This is a genomic window from Streptomyces sp. NPDC006332 (assembly GCF_040612855.1).
Lineage (GTDB): Bacteria > Actinomycetota > Actinomycetes > Streptomycetales > Streptomycetaceae > Streptomyces.
The window spans coordinates 81,374-101,552 of record NZ_JBEXRA010000018.1; the positions used below are offsets into that span (position 1 = coordinate 81,374).

A 20,179-nucleotide genomic window follows, 5' to 3' on the forward strand; every position below is an offset into this window, starting at 1 on the left:
GCAGTCAGCGCTCCGGCAAGAAGCAGAGATCTCCACTTGCCCCTCATGACGTCAGCCCCTTCACGACTGCCGCCCGCGCGGTCTCGATGTCGCCCACGTCCTTTGTCCGGCCGTCGAGGTTCCGGGTCGCGGTGGTGAGCGCCTCGGTCAACGCGTCGCTGTCGGTGCCGCCGTCCTTCTTCCGCAGCTGGGCGACGAGTTCGTAGTCCTCGATGCCCTCCTTCAGCTGCTCCCAGCGGATGCTGGACATCGGGCCGTCCTTGCCCGGGTAGACCAGGTACTCGTCGCCCTGCGTGAAGATGTACACAGGCTGCTTGAAGGGATCGCTGGTCCAGCTGTTGTACGACCAGCGCAGGAAGCCGTCCATGTCCCGCTGGGCGGAGATCCAGGGCAGCATCCGCGACTCGACGGCGGGCGAGTAGGACAGCGTGTTCGGGTGGGCCGGCGAGCCGTACACGTAGAAGGTCGTGATCTTTCCGGCCTTGCGCCGTTCCTCCACCTTCTCCTTCGTCATCGCGTCGATGCCGCCCCAGTCGACCGACAGGTTGGACGCGACACCTTCGGTGTTGATCGAACCTGCCACGGAGATGCGGTCGTCGAAGGCCGGCGCGACCTCGTGGACGAAGTTCTTGACGACCGTCATGGTGTCGATGGGCCGCTCGTCGAAGGACAGGTAGGTGTCGTTCAGCCAGCCCTTGGCCCTCAGGTGCTTCTCGAAGGCCGGAAGGAAGGTACCCCACGCCTGACGCCAGCGGTCGCCGCCCAGGTCGACGTTCTCGTAGACGGTCTTGCCGGTGCTGGTGTCGGTGTAGGTGAGGTGCTCCTGGTCCTGGAAGGCCAGCATGGAGAAGGCGCCGATGTCTGGCCCGAGACCGGCACGTCTGGCGGTCTCGACGTACTTGTCCCAGCGGCTGAAGTCGAAGGAGAACGTCTTACCGTTCCAGGCCCAGCCCACCATGCTGGTGTACGGCGTGGCGGTCTGCGACTGTCGGGTGCCGAGCGACCACTGGTGGTGCCACGGGTTGTCGACGATGGTGGTGTTGATGACCTTCTGGCCGCGCGAGGCCAGATCGCGGTTGTACTTCTCGATCAGCTTCCAGTGCTCGTCGGACCAGAGCTTGACGCCGTAGTTCTTGGCGATCGTCTCCGGCTGTGCCCATACGTCGAGGAAGAAGCTGTAGTCCTTCGGGTCGGGCACGCTCGCGTCCGCGACCTCGATGGTCAGCGGGTACGTGCTCTGGGTACGGCCGTCGGCGTTGACCTTCACCGTGCCGGTGTAGGTGCCGGGCCTGGCCCCCTTGGGGATGTGGAAGGTGAACCACAGTGGCTGCGCCGCGTACGCGGGCACGTCCACCGAGGATCTCTCCTCCAGTGGGTCGCCGACCACATCGGGATTGCGGTCGCCGGACACCTCCTTGCCGGAGCTGACCTGGTCGATGGTGGCGGACCAGTCGACCTCGCTCTTGGAACGCTGCACGGGCACGTACTTCACGAACCGGACCTGGGTGTCGGCACCGGACAGCTTCGCACCGCCGGGCCCGGTGAGGTCGCCGACCACGGCATTGACGTCGTCGAGGTCCTGGCCGGAGGCGATCGCCAGCTGCGCCGAGACCTGCTCGTTGCGCACGGCGGAGAGCTTCAGCTCCTTGGTGTCCTTGCCCTGGACGGGAGTCATCGGGTAGCGCGGGACCCGCTCCTCCGCGGAGCCGGCGAAGGAGCCGGTGGGAACCCAGGTGATGGTGTCCCTGGTGCCCATGGCGTCGGCGACCTTGACGGTCAGCCAGGTGGTGGTGGCCTTGGAGTTGGGGTCGGTGCTGGTGGTCGCCGTACCGGTGACGGCGATCGCGGTGGTGCTCGCGGCCACGACGACGCCTGCGACAAAGCCGGCGGCGAGTGAGGACGTACGTGCCATGGGACTGGGTTCCCTCTCTCACGGAGGTGCGGGGAGTGGTCCCCGGCGGAACCCCGGGGCGGGAGGACTGTCGGGAAGCGGGGATGGTCCCCGGCAGGCCCTAAGGGGGAGGGGGCCTGCCTGGAGACCGGGGGTGGTGCTGGTGATACCGGTGTGTCAGGAGGTGACGGAGAATCCGCTGAAGACCGCTTCGATGTTCTCGCCGGGGTAGTTGACGTTGGCCGCGCTGGCGACCATCCCGGCGTCTTCGGTGCCGGCGGCCGACGGCACCTGGGCGGTGCCGACCTGCGACCAGGTCTGGCCGTCCTTGCTGGCGTACGCCGTGTAGGTGGTGCCGTCCCGGGTCAGCTTGAGGTACGCCGGGTGATAGGTGGAGCCACCGCCCGCCCAGGTGTCGAGCTTCCCGTCGCCGTCGCTGTCCGTCATGAACTCCAGGCCGTAACTCTGGGTCATGACCAGCACCGCGTAACCGCCCTTCTCGGGTGCGGTCAGGTCGTTGGCGAGCGCGATGCCCGCCTTGCCGACCGGTGAGGCGCTGTTCTGGGAGACCAACTGGGCCTGCACGGTGGACTTCTCGCCGGCCGCCTCGTCGCGGTAGATGACGCCCTTCTCGTCCTTCCAGCCGGACAGGTCCTGGCCGCCCGCCCAGATGGCGAACTGGTCACCGGCCTGGGCGTACTGGGGATCCTCGGAGGTGGTGTCGGTCGTCAGATAGGGCGGCTGCACGCTGCCCGGGGCGGCCTTCACCTGCGCCTGCACGGTGTCCGACACCTTCTGCGATCCGTTGGATCCGTTGTAGGTGGCGGTGCCGGTGAGGTCGTGGCTGCCCCAGCGGGCGTCCGCGGCGGGGGTCACCGTCCATGTGGTGGTGAGTGTGGCGCCGTTCTTGAGGGAGCTCGCGGTGGTCGGGCCGGCCGCCTTGGCGTTCCAGCCGTCGGGCAGACCGAGGGCCGCCTTGACGCTCGTGAGGGTCCCGGTGCTCCAGTTGGTCACGTCGGTGGTCACCTCGAACGGCTTGCCGGCGTCGGTGGCCGGGGCGTCCGGGGTGATCAGGACGGAGGCGGCCGGCGCGTCGGCGCGCTTGAGCGCCTTGATGGCCTTGTCCGCGCCCTGGGCCTTGAGGTTGACGAAGGCCGGGGTGACGCCGAGCGGCGCCGCGTACCCCTTGAGAGTCTGGGGACCGCGGATCACGGTGCCCTGGTTCACGTCGTACCAGGTGCCCGGCGGCAGATGGACGGAGCGGGTGGCACCGGTGCTCAGCTTCGGCGCGGCCAGCACGGCCGGGCCGAGCATCCACTCGTCGGCGACCGTGTAACTCGCCTCGTCCTTCGGGAAGTCGAAGAACAGCGGCCGCATGATCGGATCGCCGGTCTTCAGGGTGCTCTGCACCTGGTCCCAGATATAGGGGGCGAGCTTCTCGTGCGTTGTGATCGCCTGCCGGTAGAGGTCGACCGTCTCCTGGTCGTAGTCGACCTTCTGCCCGGTGGTGGTGTCGTTGGTGTCGACCGGCGAGGTCGAGGCGTACATCAGTGGCATCAGCGAGGCGGATTGCGCCCACCGCACCAGTACGTCCTTCGTCGGTGCGGGCTGGCCGCCGGAACCGCCGATCATGTCGGACTCGACGAACGGGTAGCCGATGGTGGAGATGGCCAGGTTCTGGGAGGCGGAGGCGCGCAGGGAGTCCCAGCCGGTGCCCTTGTCGACCTGACGGGTGACGAAGCCGGCCTCGTGGGCCGTCTTGTTCCAGTGCACCCGGATACCTGCGCCCTGGAGGTCGAACTCGTCGGCGAGCTGTGTGCCGAGTTTCTGGTAGTCCGTGGCCTCGGAGCCCTCGCGCGGCGCGCACTTCTCGTCGAAGAAGCGGGTGTCGAACTTCAGCCCGTCGATGTCGTACGTGTCCATGAGGGACTTGAGGTTGCCCTCGTACCAGGCCTTGGCCTCGGGGTTGGCCAGGTCGATGATCCCTGCCTCGCCGTTCCACCAGGTCACGTCACACGGCTTGGTCTTGTCCTTGGCGTCCATGAGCAGATAGCCGTGGTCGACCGCGTACTGGTAGTTGGCGGAGTCCAGGTTGATCCACAGGGTGACCCAGACACCGAAGTCGAACCCCATGTCGTGGATCTTCTTGGAGAGGCCCTTGGGGTCCGGGAACGTCTTGGGATCCCAGGTCAGATTGCCGTAGTTCGACTCCCACTTGTCGTCGAGCTGGATGGTGTGCCCGTCCAGACCGTTGTCGTGGAGGTCGGTGGCGTAGTCGAGCAGTTTCTCCTGGTCGACCTTGGTGTAGAACTGCGCCCAGGAATTCCACAGCGGCTTGGCGTACTGCTCGTACGGGGCGTCGGACTTGGTGGGTTTGCCGACGATGCCGATGTAGTCGCGGTAGACGTCCCGCGGGGTCGACTCGACGAACACGGTGGCCTTGTAGGTGTCGGGCGACTCGACGATGAAGGTGCCGAGGCCGTCCTTGCCCTTGTTGAGCGCCACGTCCATGACGTTCCCGGTGTCGACGCGCAGACCGGTCGACTTGGAGGTGTACCAGAACGGGTCGATCATGTTGTACGACGCCGGGCCGAAGGCCTTGTGGTCGACCTCGCCGGCCTCGAGCGGCCAGGGCTGGTTGACGCCGGGGCCGCCTTGCGGGGTCTCCGCCTCGCCGTGGCCGTACCAGTGACCGGCCGATGACAGGTCGTAGGTGAGGCCCAGCTGCGTCGGTGAGCCGCCGTGGACGTCCCAGTCGAGCTGGTAGCGGTCGGCGCCGGGGGTGATCCGGGCCTGAACCGTGGCGCCGTCGAGCGTGCTGTCGGCGGTGACGGTCAGGACGCCGTTCTTCCACGTCCAGTCGGTGACACCGGTCGCGTGCTGCCAGGTGCCGTCGGCCGTGGTGAAGCGCAGGGCACCGGTGTCGCCGGATGTGGTGGCGAGCACCGTCTTCCCGGCGCGGCGCGTGGTCAGGGCGAGTTCGTCGGTGGCCACGTCGAGGGTGTAGCCGGGGGCGCCGGCCGAGGCCGGCACGGAGACCGTGACGGCGTTCGCGGTGCGGGCCACCTTCGGCCCGTCGATGGCGGTGCCGGTGGGGTCGGCGGCCGTGGCCGCGGCGGTGGAGCCGGTGAGGGGCGCCATCAGCATGGCGGCGGTCAGTGCGGCAGCGAGCAACAGGCCGCCGGGACTGCTCAGTCGGGCGTGCACTCGTGTCCTCCTGTCGGACAGGACGGTGGCTCAGGAGCGGCGGTGCGTGGTGCCGGGTGGCGTGCGGAGCGCACGGTCACTGAAAAGCGCGGTGCCCGCCAGGGCTGCGGTCTGCTTGATACTGCGTGCAGATGCAAGATTCCAAGCGATTTCGCACATGCTCTTGCGAGAACCACCACCTGTCAACATGTGGGGAACGTGGCGCTCCGAGTGCCCCAAGGGGTGTCGTCGAGCTGCTGTTGTCCCTGGTGGCGGTCGGTTCCGGGTCCCGCTGACCGGCCTCGGCGGGCCCGGAAACCGTTCGTAACAGACGGGTAAATTCTGCGTGCCCCGAGATCCTTCCGGTGGACGCCCGGTCAGGCCAGGATCACGGAACGGGTCAGATGGCGGGGATTGTCCGGGTCCAGCCCACGCGTCGAGGCGAGGGCGGCGGCCAGCCGGTGCACCACGACGAGATCTGCCAGCGGGTCCCGGCCGAGCGCCACCAACTGACCGCCGGTGCGCGCGATCTCGTCGGCGAGACCGAGCGGCAGGGCGGCCGGGTCCCCGAACCACCACGCCACCCGGCCGGGTGCGGTGACGCTGATCGGGCCGTGCCGGTACTCCATCACCGGGTAGGCCTCGGTCCAGGCGCCCGCCGCCTCGCGCATCTTCAGCGCCGCCTCCTGGGCGATCCCGTACGCCCAGCCCTGCCCCAGGAAGGTGAACTGCTCGGCCTCCAGCACCCCGTCCGGCAGCGGTTCGTCCAGCGCCGAGTCCCCCTGCTCCGGCAGATTCCCGAGGTCCTCGCCCAAGTGCGCCCGCAGAACCACCAGTTCGGTGCTGGCGAACCGGGTCTGGACCACCGAGGTCTCGTCGGCGAAGTCGAGCACGAGGACGGCGTCCGCCGGCCCCGTCACAGGCGACCGCGGCACCGCGGTCACCGCGGTCGTGGGGGTGCGCCCGCGCAGTCGGCCGAGCAGCTCCAGCACTTCGGTCGTGGTGCCGGACCGGGTCAGTGCGACCACCCGGTCGTAGTTCCGCCCGTCCGGCATCTCGGAGGCGGGGAAGGCATCGGTCTCGCCGTGGCCGCCCGACTCCCGCAGTGCCGCGTACGCCTGGGCGATGAACCACGACGTCCCGCATCCGACGACGGCCACCCGCTCGCCGGGCCTGGGCAGCGAGGCGGAGACGGGGCCGTCGGGGCTCCCGGCCAGTGCCACGGCCTGCCGCCAGCAGTCGGGCTGGGTGGCGATCTCGATGTCGGTCTGACTCATCGGGGGACTCCCCTCTCGGCGCACGGTGTGACCGATACGTGATGTGACGGCCCTTGACACCGTGCGCGTTTCATTAAGCATCATGTCGTTAGATGATTGATAGCACTAAGAATCGAGCATAAACAAGCAAGCGAGCACGCAATCAGGCGAGCACGCGCTTGAACCAAGCACGCCATGCGTGCGGAGAGGTACTCCGTGAAACGGCACCTCGCGGGCCTCGCCGGGGGGCTGGCCCTGGCACTGGCCCTCAGCGGTTGTGGCAAAGGCAGCTCCTCGGACAGCGGCGGATCCGACGGCAAGACGATCAGGTTCGTCGCGGCGAAGTACGACGACGACACCCAGGCCTACTGGACTGCGCTGATCAAGGACTTCGAAAAGGCGAACCCCGGCTACCGGGTGAACCTCGAAGTCGTCGACTGGGAGCAGATGGACTCCAAGGTCAAGACGTACGTCCAGACCAAGCAGGAACCGGACATCCTCAACTACAACAAGTTCTCCGACTTCGCCCGCGACGGCCTGGTCCACAGGGCGCAGGACGTCGTCTCCCCCAAGGTGCTGGCCGACTTCCTCCCGCTGTTCCGGCAGAAGGCCCAGTTCAAGGGGGCCCAGTACGGCCTGCCCTTCATCTCCAGCGCGCGCCTGTTCTTCTACAACAAGGACATCTTCGCCAAGGCGGGCATATCCCAGCCGCCGTCCACCTGGGCCGAGGTCGAGGCCGACGCCAAGAAGATCAAGCAGGCCGGCTACATCGGCCTCGGGCTGCCCCTGGGCCCCGAGGAGGCCCAGGCCGAGTTCCAGATCTGGGCGATGAACAACGGCGGCGGCTGGACCGACGCCTCGGGCAAGTGGGCGATCGACCAGCAGGCCAACGTCGACACGCTCAGCTATCTGCGGAAACTGACGAAGGAGAAGGTCACCCAGCCCAACCCGGAGGCCACCAACCGCAAGGACGTCTTCAACCAGTTCGCTCAGGGCAAGATCGGCATGCTCAACGGGGCGGTCTTCATGCGGAAGGGCTTCATCGACCCGGTCAACGCCAAACTGAACTACGGCGTCGCGGCCCTGCCCAGCAAGGACGGCAGCACCCACAAGACGCTCGGCGTGCAGGACTACCTCGTCGCGTTCAAGAAGAGCGACGGGTCGAACAAGGCGGCGGTCAAGAAGTTCCTCGACTTCTTCTACCAGAAGGAGAACGCCGCCAAGTTCGTCTCCACCGAGGGGTTCCTGTCGGTCACCGACTCGGCCGGTGCGGTGCTCAGTTCCGACAGCAAGAACGCCGCCTACTACAAGCCGTTCGTCGACGCCCTCTCCAGCGCCGAGTTCGCCCCCACCGACGACCCGGCGTGGGCCGCGGTCGACGGCGCCGTGAAACAGCGCATCGGCACGGGGGTGGCGGGCGGCGACCCGGCGAAGGTCCTGGGCGAGATCCAGAAGACCGCACAGAAGGGCGACTGACTTCGGTGGCCGTACACGATGTCACCGCAAGCGCCACCGGGGCCGAACAACCGGCCCCGGTGGCGACGGCGCCGCCCCCGCCGCGCCGCCGTCGCAGGACATGGCGCGCGCTGGAACCCCTGTTGTGGCTCGGTCCCGCGGTCCTTCTCATCCTGACCATGGTCGTCTGGCCGATCATCGAGATGATCCGCACGTCCCTGACGCGGGTGAGCTCCACCGGACTGTCCCAGGGGTTCGCCGGAGTCGACAACTACACCGACCTGTTCGCCGAGAGTGACCTGCCCGGAGTACTGCTGCGCACCCTCGTGTGGGTCGTCGGAGTCGTCACCGTCACGATCCTGGTCTCTCTCGGCCTTGCCCAACTGATGAACGCCAACTTCCCCGGGCGCCGGCTCGTGCGGTGGGCGATGATCGTGCCCTGGGCGTCGTCCGTGCTGATGACGGCGCTCATCTGGCGCTGGATGCTCAACAACTTCTACGGCGTCATCAACCGGGTGCTCATGGACCTCGGCGTGCTGGACGCCCCGATCAACTGGCTGGCACATCCGGGGCAGGCACTGGCCGCGATGATGGGCGTGGCGGTCTTCGTCTCGCTGCCGTTCACCTCGTTCGTCCTGCTGGCCGGTCTGCAGAGCATCCCCGCCGAGGTGTACGAGGCGGCGCGGGTGGACGGCGCCGGCCCGGTCCGCGGCTACCTGGGCATCACCCTGCCGTTGCTGCGGCCCTCGTTGGTGGTCGCCGCGATCATCAACGTCATCAACGTCTTCAACTCGTTCCCCATCATCTGGGCCATGACGCGCGGCGGCCCCGGCTTCACCACCGACACGACCACCACTTACCTGTACAAACTCGCCTTCGACAACCAGTCGGTGGGGGAGTCGGCCGCCATGGCCGTCGTCAACTTCGGGCTGGTGATGGCTGTGGTGCTGGTCTATCTGCGCGTCGTCCGCCGACAGGAGGACACCGCGTGAGCAGAACCGACGTCATCACCCGCAAAGCCGCGCCGCGCAGGGTGCGGCCACCGATGAAGTTGCGTACGGTCCTGCTCACCGCCGCCGGGTGGCTGGTCGCGCTCGCGTTCCTCGCGCCCTACGCGGAAATGCTGCTCACGGCGCTCAAACCGACGCCCGAACTGATGGAGTCGCCGCCGTCCTATCTGCCCTCCCACTGGCAGTGGTCGAACTTCACCCACATCTGGTCGCTCACCGACCCGCGCGTCGCGGACGCACTGCTGTTCTCTCTGTACATCGCCGGGGCGGCGACGCTGCTCACCCTCGCGGTCGGGCTGCCCGCCGCGTACTACACCGCCCGGCACCGCTTCCGCGGGCGCGGCGCCTTCCTGCTGCTCGTCCTGGTCACGCAGATGTTCGCGCCCACCGCGCTGCTGGTCGGCATCTACCGGGAGATGGTCAGCCTCGACCTGACCGACACCGCCGAGGGCCTCATCCTGGTGAACGCGGCGTTCAACCTGCCGTTCTGCGTGTGGATCCTCAACGCTTACTTCGCCAGCATCCCCAAGGAACTGGAAGAGGCGGCCTGGCTCGACGGCACCGGGCGGTTCGGTGCCCTGACCCGTGTCGTCCTGCCGCTCGCGATGCCCGGTGTGGTGACCGCGCTCGTCTACACCTTCATCGGCGCCTGGAACGAGTACGTGGTGGCCCTCACGATCACCTCGTCCAGCAACCGGATGACGCTGACCAGGGCCATTCCCGGCTTCGTCACCTCGTACCACGAGCAGTGGCAGTACCTGTTCGCCACGTCGATCGTCGCGATCGTGCCCGTGGTGGTGCTGTTCGTCTTCGTGGAGCGCCACCTGGTCTCCGGCCTGACCGCGGGCGGCGTCCGGGGATGACGCCGGGATCGACATCGGAGCCAGGGCCGTGGCCGGCAGGGGAGAGGCACGCGCCGTCAGGCGCGGATGACCTCCACGCCGGCCGCCGCGAACGACTCGGTCAGTTCGTCCGAGGCGGCCTTGTCGGTCACCAGGACGTCGATGTCCTCCACCGGGCAGATGCGGGCGAAGGCCCGTCGGTCAAGCTTGGAGGAGTCGGCGACCGCGACGACCTGCTGCGCGCGGCGGGCCAGTGCCCGGTTGATGCTGGCCTCGCCCTCGTGGTGGGCGGTCGCCCCGTGAGCCACGTCGATGGCGTCCACTCCGATGAAGACCTGGTCCAGTGCGATCTCCGCGAGCAGTTCGGTGGCGAGCGGCCCGATCAGCTCGTAGGACGCCGGCCGGGCCACCCCGCCGGTCACCACGAGCTTGACGTGTCGCCGTACGACCAGCTCGTTGGCGATGTTCAGGGCGTTGGTCACCACGGTGACCGCCGTCTCCGCGCCGCCGGAACTCAGGTCGGCGCGGGTGGCCAGCGCCCGTGCCACCTCGGTGGTCGTGGTGCCGCCGTTCAGGCCCACCACGGCGCCGGCCTTCACCAGCCCGGCGGCCGCGTGCGCGATCCGCTCCTTCTCCGGGGCGTTGCGCGCGGCCTTGTAGCGCAGCGGCAGGTCGTAGGCGATCGCGTTGAGGACCGCTCCGCCGTGCGTGCGGGTGACCATCTGCTGGCGCGCCAGCTCGTCGAGATCGCGCCTGATCGTCGCGGCGGAGACCCGCAACTCCTCGGCAGCCGGCTCGACTTCGATCCGCCCGTCGCGCGTCAGCATCTCCAGCAGCGCGCTCCACCGGGCCTGCGGTGCCGCCATGTCACATCTCCCCGTCCGTGGTGTGCGCCACGATGTGCGCACCTCCATGAAACCACAGCGCTTGATTGGGTCTTTATGGTCGCCAAACGAGCAAAACCCTGCACTGCTCGCAAGCCCCTACCGCTGTCCTTGCCTCTATCGCTGCCGCTGTCGTTGTCCTCGTGTGCCGCGAACCTGGCCAGTCGTTCCGGAGGTCGTCCGTGCCGCTGACTTCCACCGCCGACGTGGTGAACTCCGCGTGCCAGGACAAGCGGGCCGTGGGCGCGTTCAACGTGATCACCCTGGAGCACGCGGAGGCCGTGGTCAACGGGGCGGAGGCCGTGGGCTGCCCGGTCATCTGCCAGATCAGCGAGAACGCCGTGCGGTTTCACGGCGGCCGGCTCGCCCCGATAGCCCGCGCCACCGCCGCGCTCGCCGAGGCGGCCGCCGTGCCGGTGGCCCTGCACCTCGACCACGTCACGGACGAAGCGCTGCTGCGCCGCGCCGCGGACTGCGGCTTCGGGTCCGTCATGTTCGACGCGTCCGCACTGCCGCACGCCGAGAACGTGGCCGCCACGCGCGCCGCGGTGCGGTGGGCGCACGCCCAGGGCCTGTGGCTGGAGGCGGAGCTCGGCGAGATCGGCGGCAAGGACGGAGTGCACGCACCCTCGGCACGTACCGACCCCGATCAGGCCCGTGACTTCGTGTCCGCCACCGGGGTCGACGCACTGGCCGTCGCGGTCGGCAGCTCCCACGCGATGACCACGCGCACCGCCCGCCTGGACCACGGTCTCATCGCCCGCCTCGCCAAGACGGTCCCCGTGCCGCTGGTCCTGCACGGCTCGACGGGGGTGCCCGACGCGGAACTACGGCAGGCGGTGGCGGCCGGCATGGTCAAGGTCAACATCGGTACGGCACTGAACGCCGCCTTCACCGGCGCGATCCGCGACACCCTCGCCGAGGCCCCGACGGCTGTCGACCCCCGGCCGGCCCTCACCGCGGCGCGCCGGGCGATGGCCGACGCCGTGACCTCGGCGCTGCGGACCCTCTCGGGCGGCGGATACGGGACGGGATGAACCGACCGGCGCCCCGCCGGGCGCGGTGGCGACCTGAAGCGCTCCGGGGCCCCGGCGGGTCCTGAATCGCTCCGGGGCCCGGCGGGTCCCGAAACGCTCCGGGGCCCGGCTGCCATCCGCGCGGAGGACCAGTCCGGTGCTACGAAGCGACTGTGCTGATCGCCCGTCGGTGTGTTTGGACTTCCGGTCGCTGGTGACCGGTCAGTGAACAAATGCCGACACTGTGAGGTGACTGTTGGCGGAGCCGCGCGGGGTAACTCCCGTGCGGTGACCGGGCCGACGGTCCCGGCCTCCGAGTGCCCGGCTGGATTCGAACAGACGGTGCCATCGCCAAGGCTGACGGTCGATCTGCGACACGGGCGGAGCCCGGCCGCGGTGATGCGCCGCGTTTCCCGCGTACACCCGATGTCGAGGAGATCCATGCTTTCGCCCGAGTCGGCACCTGTCGTCCGTGCCACCCTGCCCGCCGTCGGCGGAGCGCTGGACGAGATCACGGCGCGGTTCTACGACACCATGTTCGCCGAGCGACCCGAACTCCTGGACGGACTGTTCAACCGTGGCAACCAGGCCAACGGCGACCAACGTCGCGCTCTCGCCGGGTCCATCGCCGCCTTCGCCCAGGCCCTGCTCGCCGAGCCCGACACCCGCCCCGACGCGCTGTTGTCCCGGATCGCCCACAAGCACGCCGCACTTGGCGTGACCGAGGACCAGTACACGATCGTCCACACGTACCTGTTCCGCGCCATCGTGGAGGTGCTCGGCGACGCGGTCACGCCGCAGGTCGCCGCCGCCTGGGACGAGGTGTACTGGCTCATGGCCGGCGCGCTCATCGCCCAGGAGGCCCGCCTGTACCAGGAGGCGCAGGTCGACCCCCGGCGACCGTGGCGGCAGTGGACGGTGGTGGAGCGACGGGACGAAACACCCGACGCGGTCTCCTTCCTGCTGCGCCCGGCCGACGACGCGCCGGTGCCGCCCGCCCGCGCCGGCCAGCACGTCAGCGTCCGGGTGAAGATGCCCGACGGCGTCCACCAGTTGCGCCAGTACAGCCTGTCCAACGCCCCCGGCGACAAGCTGCGTCGCATCACCGTCAAACGGGTCGCGAGCGTGGCGGACGCTCCCGAGGGCGAGGTGTCCAACCAACTGCACCGAACCGTGTCGACCGGCGACGAACTGACCCTGTCCGCACCGTTCGGCGATGTGGTGCTTGACGAAGCCGACAGCCCGCTGCTGCTGATATCGGCCGGTATCGGCGGCACCCCGATGGTCGGCATGCTCGAACACCTCGCAGCCTCCAGCGCCGCTCGTCCGGTCACGGTGCTGCACGCCGACCGCTCACCGGCCGACCACGCCCTGCTCGCGGACACCCGCCGCCTCGTCGGCGAACTCCCGGACGCCCGAGCCCGGTTCTGGTACGAGCAGGACGCTGCCGGCGAAGCGGACGCCCGCCCCGGCCTGATGGACCTCGCCGACGTGGATCTGCCTTCGGACGCGGACGTCTACCTGTGCGGCTCGCTGCCGTTCATGCGCGCCGTACGAGCCCAGTTGCTCAAGGCCGGCATCCCCGCCCGGCGCATCCGCTACGAGGTTTTCGGCCCGGACCTGTGGCTGGCCCACACGGAAGGCTGAGTGCCGGGGCCCGCGGCGGTTAGCGGTGCAGGCCGTCATGGACGGCTGCACCGCTGCCTCAGCCGGGCGACGACGGTCGGCATCCGCAGGCCGCACCCGCGCGGATCAGGAACGTGTCGCGCCCGCGACCCGAGCCCGGTCGGCGTCCCCCTACGAGTGGGCCCGCCGCCGACGCTCTCACCGCCCGGGCCTTTGATCACCGGGTGGACTTGACGAACGCCACGGCGATGGCGCCCAGAAGCGCGAATCCCGCGGCGCTGAGGTAGAGGGCCGCGTAGTTGGAACCGCCGCCACCGATGGCGAGGAACAGGGGCGCGATGGCGGGGGCGACGCTCTGCGGGAGGGCGTTGGCGATGTTGAACAGTCCCATGCCCTTCGCGGCGTCGGTCTCGCTGTTGGGCAGGACGGAGACCACCAGCGCGTAGTCGACGCCCACGTAGATGCCCTGTCCGACACTCGCGACGGCGATACCGACGACGAAACCCGTCACGCTGGAGGAGAGGGCGATCAGAACCATGCCGGCGCCGAACACCAGGGACGCCACCGCGATGAAGATCTTGCGGCGCTGAAGCCTGTCGGACAGCCATCCGCTGACGTTGCTGCCGACGACGACGCCGATGGCCAGGACGAGCATGGCCCAGCTCAGGATGGACGCGGCCTCGTCCGCCGTGTAGCCGAGGTGGTCCATCAGGAAGTACGTCTTGTAGGTGAGCAGCAGTGCCTTGCCGGTCCACACGAGGAACCGGCTGACGAACGCCCACGCGAAGTCACGGTGGCGCAGCGGATTGATCCACATGCTGCGCGGGATCTCCCGCCACGAGATGGGCGCCACCTCGTCCTTGGCGCGAGGGATCTCCCGCAGGTAGAAGACGAAGACGCCGACCAGGACCAGCCCGAGGAGGGAGGGCACGACGAACATGCTCAGCCCCTGGGTGCCGGTGGCGGTGACCAGGAAGGTGCCGCCGACCGTGGCGACCTGGTTGGTCATGCCCATCAGGCCGGAGACGGTACCGCGGCGCTCCTCGGGTACGCGGTCGGGCAGGACGGCGATGAGCGCGGCCATCGCGGCGTTCAGCGCGACCTGGGTCATGCACCAGCCGACGAGCACGACCGGAAGGCTGGGCGCCAGGCCGATGACGACCAGGGACGCGCCGCCCACGACGGCGCCGGTGACGATGAACGGCCGCCGTCGGCCCCAGCGTGAGGTACAGCGGTCGCTGAAGTGCCCGAAGACCGGGTTGGCGATCATGGCGAATATCGCGCCGACGCCCGCCACCAGAGCCAGGGAGGAGGCCTTGTTGTCGGGGTCGAGGTCCGCGATGCGCAGGGACAGCGTGACCGAGGCCGGGGTGAGCAGGGCGATCCAGACGCCGATGATGGCGAGGATGTACAGGGTGGTGAAGCCACCGCCCACACGCTGGCCGGTGAGCCGGGCCGAGCGTTCGGGGGCGGTTTCGCCACTGTCGGGCGCTGCGGGCGCGGCATGAGGTGCGGATGCGGGCACGGGGGACTCCTTTGTCGAGCGTGATGGAACGGCCCTGGGGACGCAAGAGGCGAACCGACCGAAGGGCTCACGGGACCGAGGTGCGCACGGGTCGAACGGTGCGCGCCCTCGGCCGAACGGGCCGAGCAGGCCGAGCGGAAGACGCTCATGGCCGACCGGGCGCCGTGACAGGGGATCGGCGAGAGCGCCGATGGGGGCGGGACAGTTCCGCCGGGGAGGAGAGGAGAAGGAGAGGTACGAGGAGGGAAGGGGAGCGGACGGGGAAGGTGGACGGGGGAGGGGGACCGGCGTCAGCTCAACTAGGCTCCGGCGGCGGCGGGTTGGCGGGTCGGTTGTCGGCCGAGGAGGCTCACGGCGTCGCGCACGAGGCGGGCCCCGGCCTGTTCCACCGAGTCGGCCAGCGACGTGATCGTGTCCTTGTGGGACGTGAGATCACCGGCGGCCTCGGCGGCCAGTTCCGCCCGCCGGGCCGGGCTCGTTCCGCCGTCGCTGCGGCGGCTGTCGACGAAGCTCTGTACGTCGAGGATTTCGCGCAGACGTTCCGGGCTGTAGTCACGCAAGGGGCCGTCGGCGAGATCGGGACGGATCGTCGCGTCGGTCGCGCCGACCGCTTCGTGAGCGGAGATGAACCGGGCGACCGTCTCGTGCGCGGCGCGGAAGCTCATCCCTCGGGAGCGCACCAGGTCGTCGGCCAGGGCGCTGGCTGTCGACCAGTGCCGTCCGGCGGACGCGCGCAGCCGTTGGACGTCGATCTCCAAGGTGGACACCGCGTGCGCCAGCAACCGGACGGCGCCCGCCGTCTCGCGGCAGTACCCGGGCAGGCGGTTGTGGACGTAACCCTGGTCGGCGTCGGTGGACGTCGAGAAGTGCAGGACCCCCAGCTGGCTCGCGCCCCACCCCGCCGCGTCCCCGGCCAGGCCCCGGATGCGTTCCAGCACGATCGGGTTGCGCTTCTGCGGCATCATGCTCGACGTTCCGCACAGCGACGCGTGCAGTCGTACGAGAGCGACCTCCGAGGACGACCAGTAGAACAGGTCGGACGCGCACCTGCTGACCCCGGACAGGGTCAGGCCGAGGACCGAGGCGAGTTCGGCGCCGGCGTCCAACGCGGACAGCCCCGCGTCCCTGGCGTTGCGCACCGGGCGGGCGAAACCGAGGTAGGCGGCCGTGGTGTGCCGGTCGATGGGCCAGTCGGTGCCGCTGTGCGCGGCTCCGCCCAGCGGGCACTCGTTCAGCCGTGCGAACAGCTGCGCCATGCGCGCCAGGTTCCGCGACACCGACCAGTACTGTGCGTTGAAGTAGTGGCCCAGCGTCGTGGGCTGGGCGTGCTGGAGATGCGTGTAACCGGGGGCGATCACCGCGTCGTGCTCGGCGGCCGCCTCCAGCAGGACCTCTCCCAGGTGCAGCAGTTCGCTCATGACCTGCAGCAGGGCAGCGCGGTCGGCCATGCGCACCCCGGTGGCCTTCTGGTCGATGCGGCTGCGCGCCCGTTGGATGTCCAGGCCCTGCGGACCGCACTGCTCCTCCAGGTACTGCTCCAGCTGCAGGGCGATCGTGCCGATCGCCGCGTCGCCGGCCAGTGCCCGCGCCGCGTCCCCCTCCAGCAGGCGCAACAGCGCCCCGACCAGCTTGCGGCCCTGCTCAGGACCGAACACCTGCTGCTGGGTCAGCATCAGGGCGTGCGCCAGGTCGATACGGACGAAGTGCTCCGCGGCGGCCACCTCGTCTTCCAGTTCGACGGCGTTGACATGGTCGACCAGCGCCTTGGCCGGGCTCGCACCCAGGCGCCCGTCGGTGAGTAGGGGCTTCATGAATCTCCTGAACGATCAATTACTTTCAGCCATGTAAACGTCAACATGGCTATGTAAACGTCAACACGGCCCTCAGTGTTAAGGTCGCCCTCGGAGCATGTCAACGGTTACATCGCGGTGAATCTGCTCAGAATTCACATCCGAGGGGGCACGATGCCGAGCAGGGCGGAACAACGGGTCACTCTGCGTGACGTCGCGACGGCGGCCGGCGTGAGCACCGCCACCGTGACCCGGACGCTGCAGAACTCCCCCCGGGTGGAGCCCGACACCCGTCGGCGGGTCATGGAACAGGTCCGGCGCCTGGGCTACTCGCCCAACCCCATCGCACGCGACCTGCGCTACGGACGCCGTGAGGCAGCCGTGGGACTGGTCACCGCCGGCTTCACCAACCTCTTCCAGGCCGGCGTCGCCTCCGGCGCCGAACGGGAACTGCGCCGGGCGGACCTGCAGCTGATCATCGGCTCCACCGACGACACCCCCGAGCGGGAACCGGAACTGGCCCGGGCCATGATCGATCGCCGCGTCAGCGCGCTGCTGATGATGCCGGACGGCGACCACCGCGACTTCCTGGCCCCCGAGCACACCTACGGCACCCCCGTCGTCCTGGTGGGTCGTCCCGCGGCCGGCCTTGCCGCCGACGTCGTGATGACCGACGACGACCAGGCCGTCCAGCAGGCCACCGAGCACCTCATCGGGCTCGGACACCGCCGTATCGCCGCGCTCGTCGGCCGCCTGGACAACTTCCGCTCCGCACAGCGCCTCATCGGCCATCGCGCCGCCCTCGCACAGCATCGGCTCCCCGATGCCCCGGACCTGACCGTCGGCGGCCTGACCACTCCGGAACAGGCCCGCGACGCGCTCACACGGCTGTTGCGCGCGCCCTCACCGCCGACCGCCGTCCTCGGTCTGAACCTCGGCATCAGCACCGGCATCCTCATCGAACGCCTCGCCGGACACCACACCTTCGCCTTCATCGGTCTCGACGAGAGCGAGCTCTCCAAGGGCCTCGGCGTCTCCGCCGTCGTCCGCGACCCGCAGGAGGTCGGCCGCCAGGCAGCGCGCCTGGCCATCGACCGCATCGCCGACCCCGACCGGCCACCACGTACCGTCACCGTCCCCAGCACCCTGATCCATCGCGGCACCGGCGAAGCGAAACCCGCGGGCCCCTCAGGGCACTTCGCCTAGAAGGCTCTGGGGTTCTGACCCTGCGAACACCGTTGGCTGTGCTGCCCGGCGACCCTAGGCTCGGCAGCCATGACGGTTGTGATCGCGGTGTGGGGAGCGGCTCCAGGGGTGGGCAAGTCGACGGTGTCCGCGGGGTTGTCCCGATGGCTTGCGGACACGGGGCTGCGGGTGGACCACTTCCGTGAGGAAGAGATCTTGGACCGGCCGCAGTTCGCCGCGGTGGCTGAGGAGTTCCGGACGACGGGTACGGTCGGCCTCGGGACGCTGATCGCGGCGACGGCGCGGTTCGTCGACGCGGTTGTGGCGAGCGAGGACGACGTGGTGATCGCCGATGCACTGGTGCCGTTCATACCGACGCTGCTTGCCATGGGGCATGGCGAAGAAGCGATCGACGCCTTCATGAACGACCTCACGGAAGCGCTGGCCCCGCTCTGCCCTGTCATGGTCTTTCTCGACGGGAGCGCCGAGGCGGCTCTGTCCCGAGCAGCGAGGAGAGAAGGGGAGGGGTGGCTGGACTGGTACGTCGGAAAACTCGCCGGATACCAGGTCAGCCCGCCGGTGACTGATGTCGCGTCAGCCGTGACGTACCTGCGGCGCGAGCGGGCGGTCACCCTTGACTCGGTCCGCCGGAAGGACTGGGGACTCGTGGTGGTCGAAGGAGCCGATGAACTACCCCCGGACGAGGTGCTGCAGGTCGCGCGGCGGGAGCTGGGGCCATGGCTGGCCAAGCATGACGGTCGGTGGAGAAATCCGGTCGACAGGCCGGCCCGCGACGCACTGTGATGGCTCAGACCGCCCGACACGTGGAGCGGGCCGACAGGGAGCTGCTCTTGGCAAGCGAGGACACCGCGGACACCCGTCCGGCGATCGATGTGCACCTGGTCATGCGCCTGCTCGAAGCGCAGTTCCCGCAGTGGGCCGCGTTGCCTCTCGAACTGCTCGACCCGGCCGGTTCGGACCATGTGATCTACCGGCTGGGCGAGGAACTCTCCGTCCGACTGCCCCGCCATGCCGGCGCGATCGGTCAGGCCAGGAAGGAGTCCGAGTGGCTGCCCCGGCTCGCCCCACACCTGCCGCTGGCCATCCCGGAACCGGTGGGGGTGGGGGAGCCTGACTTCGGCTATCCATGGCCGTGGGCGGTGTCCCGCTGGTTGGACGGGGAGGTCGCGACCGTCGAGGCATTGGCTTCCTCGTACGGGACCGCCGTCGAGCGTCGACGGCCCATTCGACACCGCGGCCATGACCGAGCTGTGGGACGCGGCGCTCGGCGCCCCCGGATGGGACCGCTCCCCGGTCTGGTTCCACGGCGACTTCCACACCGGCAACCTGCTGACCGTCGACGGCCGCCTCAGTGCGGTCCTCGACTTCGGCGGGCTCGGCATCGGCGACCCGGCCTGCGACCTGACCATCGCGTTCGCCCTGATGTCGGCCGACAGCCGGGCTGCCTTCCGGGAGGCGCTCGGCGTGGACGACGCCACGTGGACCCGGGGCCGCGGCTGGGCCCTGACCACCGCCCTGAACGCCTACACCTCCTACGCCGCCATAAATCCCCGGGTCGCCGCGCAGACCACCCGGCAGATCACCGAGGCGCTGATCGGCTGAGCAACCGAGCCATCACCGTCCCAGGCGCTGATCGGCTGAGCACCCGCGCCATAACCGTGCCGACCTGTCCAGGCGCCGTGATCACGCTCCGTTCCGGCGCTGGTCCCCGCTGTGCCGGCGGAGCCGGTCGGTGTGGCGGGCGACGCCGTCGACGCGCGCCGCGAGGTCGGGGTGGTCGGCAGCGAGATACGTGTGCGTAGCCGTCAGGGGGCCGAGGAGGGCGGCGGCGTCGTTGTCGGCGAGGGCAGCCGTTAGTTCGGCGAGTGGAGTGCGGGCGGCGGCGGGGAGGTCGGTGAGCGCGGTGATCTGGCCGACGAGCTGGCGCAGGTCCGCGGCGTTGGCGCGGGCCCAGGCCGTCACGGTGCGGTCGGCGGCCCGGCGGTCCCGGGTGGCCCGTACCCGTTGCTCGCCCGTGGATCCCGGGTTGCCTGGGCGCACGCGCAGGTAGCGGCGTTCGGCGGCCTGACGGCTCGAGACGCCGAGGGGGTGGGCGAGGTCGGCCCAGTTGGCGCCCGCTTCACGGGCCGCTTCGATCAGGCCCGGTTCCCACTCGGCGAGTTGATCGCGTACTTCACGCAGCAGCAGGAGCGTCGCGAGTGCCTGCTCCGTGCTGGTCCGGCCGGGCTCGGGGTGATCCCCGTCGTGCGGCGTGCGGGCCGTGCGCAGGGCCTCGTCGATCGTGCTCAGCGCTGTCGCGGCCGCGAGGAAGGACGTGGGGGTGGGAACGCGGGCGTGGGAACTGGGTCGATCGTCCGTGGTCACGGGGCCTCCAAAAGTCTGTCGCCCTTCCGATGACATTCAACTTGTCATCGCTTGGACGACATGTTACAACGAAGGCAGGTGAACCGCATTGGCAGCAAGTGCCTGGCCTGAACACTGGAGGTGTTTCA

General features: G+C 69.4%; 14 protein-coding genes and 1 pseudogene. 8 read left to right on the forward strand and 7 right to left on the reverse strand.

Translation table 11 applies throughout. The annotated features are described in order from the left end of the window. Nucleotides 1-43 precede the first annotated feature (43 nt). The 3 genes from ABZ027_RS18460 to ABZ027_RS18470 all read right to left on the reverse strand — a co-directional run bounded on the left by ABZ027_RS18460 (nt 44) and on the right by ABZ027_RS18470 (nt 6,354). A complete protein-coding gene (locus ABZ027_RS18460; protein WP_356769464.1) occupies nt 44-1,912 on the reverse strand; it encodes a glycoside hydrolase domain-containing protein in 1,869 nt (622 codons plus the stop codon). 156 nt (nt 1,913-2,068) lie between these two features. Then, nucleotides 2,069-5,038, reverse strand: coding sequence for a TIM-barrel domain-containing protein (locus tag ABZ027_RS18465; RefSeq protein ID WP_356769576.1), 2,970 nt, complete (start codon nt 5,036-5,038; stop codon nt 2,069-2,071). Between the two features lie 416 nt (nt 5,039-5,454). Further along, nucleotides 5,455-6,354 (reverse strand): SIS domain-containing protein, encoded by a 900-nt coding sequence (locus ABZ027_RS18470; RefSeq protein WP_356769466.1) that lies wholly within the window; start codon nt 6,352-6,354, stop codon nt 5,455-5,457. A 174-nt stretch (nt 6,355-6,528) separates the two neighbouring features. Between ABZ027_RS18470 and ABZ027_RS18475 the strand changes: the two genes are divergently transcribed. From ABZ027_RS18475 to ABZ027_RS18485, 3 genes are read left to right on the forward strand one after another with little or no spacing between them, the layout of a single operon-like run. After that, nucleotides 6,529-7,809, forward strand: coding sequence for an extracellular solute-binding protein (locus tag ABZ027_RS18475; RefSeq protein ID WP_356769468.1), 1,281 nt, complete (start codon nt 6,529-6,531; stop codon nt 7,807-7,809). 5 nt (nt 7,810-7,814) lie between these two features. Next, a complete protein-coding gene (locus ABZ027_RS18480; protein WP_356769470.1) occupies nt 7,815-8,780 on the forward strand; it encodes a sugar ABC transporter permease in 966 nt (321 codons plus the stop codon). Next, nucleotides 8,777-9,661: a carbohydrate ABC transporter permease gene (locus ABZ027_RS18485; RefSeq protein WP_356769472.1), complete on the forward strand. Its 885-nt coding sequence runs from the start codon at nt 8,777-8,779 to the stop codon at nt 9,659-9,661. The genes ABZ027_RS18480 and ABZ027_RS18485 overlap by 4 nt, the downstream gene beginning before the upstream one ends. Nucleotides 9,662-9,717: 56 nt before the next feature. Here ABZ027_RS18485 and ABZ027_RS18490 read toward each other — a convergent pair whose 3' ends face one another. Continuing rightward, entirely contained in the window at nt 9,718-10,506 is a 789-nt protein-coding gene (locus ABZ027_RS18490; protein ID WP_356769474.1) for a DeoR/GlpR family DNA-binding transcription regulator, read from the reverse strand. Between the two features lie 200 nt (nt 10,507-10,706). Between ABZ027_RS18490 and ABZ027_RS18495 the strand changes: the two genes are divergently transcribed. Beyond that, entirely contained in the window at nt 10,707-11,561 is an 855-nt protein-coding gene (locus ABZ027_RS18495; RefSeq protein ID WP_356769476.1) for a class II fructose-bisphosphate aldolase, read from the forward strand. Nucleotides 11,562-11,981: 420 nt separating this feature from the next. Then, entirely contained in the window at nt 11,982-13,187 is a 1,206-nt protein-coding gene (locus ABZ027_RS18500; RefSeq protein ID WP_356769478.1) for a globin domain-containing protein, read from the forward strand. A 196-nt stretch (nt 13,188-13,383) separates the two neighbouring features. On the opposite strand, the gene ABZ027_RS18505 is transcribed toward ABZ027_RS18500, so the two are convergent. Together ABZ027_RS18505 and ABZ027_RS18510 are read right to left on the reverse strand one after the other, a co-directional pair. Continuing rightward, nucleotides 13,384-14,691: an MFS transporter gene (locus ABZ027_RS18505; protein ID WP_356769480.1), complete on the reverse strand. Its 1,308-nt coding sequence runs from the start codon at nt 14,689-14,691 to the stop codon at nt 13,384-13,386. Nucleotides 14,692-14,990: 299 nt separating this feature from the next. Then, a complete protein-coding gene (locus tag ABZ027_RS18510; RefSeq protein WP_356769482.1) occupies nt 14,991-16,502 on the reverse strand; it encodes an argininosuccinate lyase in 1,512 nt (503 codons plus the stop codon). 153 nt (nt 16,503-16,655) lie between these two features. On the opposite strand from ABZ027_RS18510, the gene ABZ027_RS18515 reads away from it, so the two are divergent. The 3 genes and pseudogenes from ABZ027_RS18515 (at nt 16,656) to ABZ027_RS18525 (ending at nt 19,289) form a co-directional block, all read left to right on the forward strand. Continuing rightward, entirely contained in the window at nt 16,656-17,687 is a 1,032-nt protein-coding gene (locus tag ABZ027_RS18515) for a LacI family DNA-binding transcriptional regulator (RefSeq protein WP_356769484.1), read from the forward strand. A 108-nt stretch (nt 17,688-17,795) separates the two neighbouring features. Further along, nucleotides 17,796-18,470, forward strand: coding sequence for a hypothetical protein (locus tag ABZ027_RS18520; protein ID WP_356769486.1), 675 nt, complete (start codon nt 17,796-17,798; stop codon nt 18,468-18,470). 47 nt (nt 18,471-18,517) lie between these two features. Continuing rightward, nucleotides 18,518-19,289: pseudogene (locus tag ABZ027_RS18525) on the forward strand (aminoglycoside phosphotransferase family protein). Nucleotides 19,290-19,370: 81 nt separating this feature from the next. On the opposite strand, the gene ABZ027_RS18530 reads toward ABZ027_RS18525, so the two are convergent. Further along, nucleotides 19,371-20,051 (reverse strand): type III effector protein, encoded by a 681-nt coding sequence (locus ABZ027_RS18530; protein ID WP_356769488.1) that lies wholly within the window; start codon nt 20,049-20,051, stop codon nt 19,371-19,373. Nucleotides 20,052-20,179 lie beyond the last annotated feature (128 nt).

Coding starts and splice junctions, on each gene's coding strand:
- ABZ027_RS18460 (WP_356769464.1), bottom strand. CDS start 1,912: ATGGCACGTACGTCCTCACTCGCCGCCGGCTTTGTCGCAGGCGTCGTC.
- ABZ027_RS18465 (WP_356769576.1), bottom strand. CDS start 5,038: ATGCTGATGGCGCCCCTCACCGGCTCCACCGCCGCGGCCACGGCCGCC.
- ABZ027_RS18470 (WP_356769466.1), bottom strand. CDS start 6,354: ATGAGTCAGACCGACATCGAGATCGCCACCCAGCCCGACTGCTGGCGG.
- ABZ027_RS18475 (WP_356769468.1), top strand. CDS start 6,529: ATGCGTGCGGAGAGGTACTCCGTGAAACGGCACCTCGCGGGCCTCGCC.
- ABZ027_RS18490 (WP_356769474.1), bottom strand. CDS start 10,506: ATGGCGGCACCGCAGGCCCGGTGGAGCGCGCTGCTGGAGATGCTGACG.
- ABZ027_RS18500 (WP_356769478.1), top strand. CDS start 11,982: ATGCTTTCGCCCGAGTCGGCACCTGTCGTCCGTGCCACCCTGCCCGCC.
- ABZ027_RS18510 (WP_356769482.1), bottom strand. CDS start 16,502: ATGAAGCCCCTACTCACCGACGGGCGCCTGGGTGCGAGCCCGGCCAAG.
- ABZ027_RS18515 (WP_356769484.1), top strand. CDS start 16,656: ATGCCGAGCAGGGCGGAACAACGGGTCACTCTGCGTGACGTCGCGACG.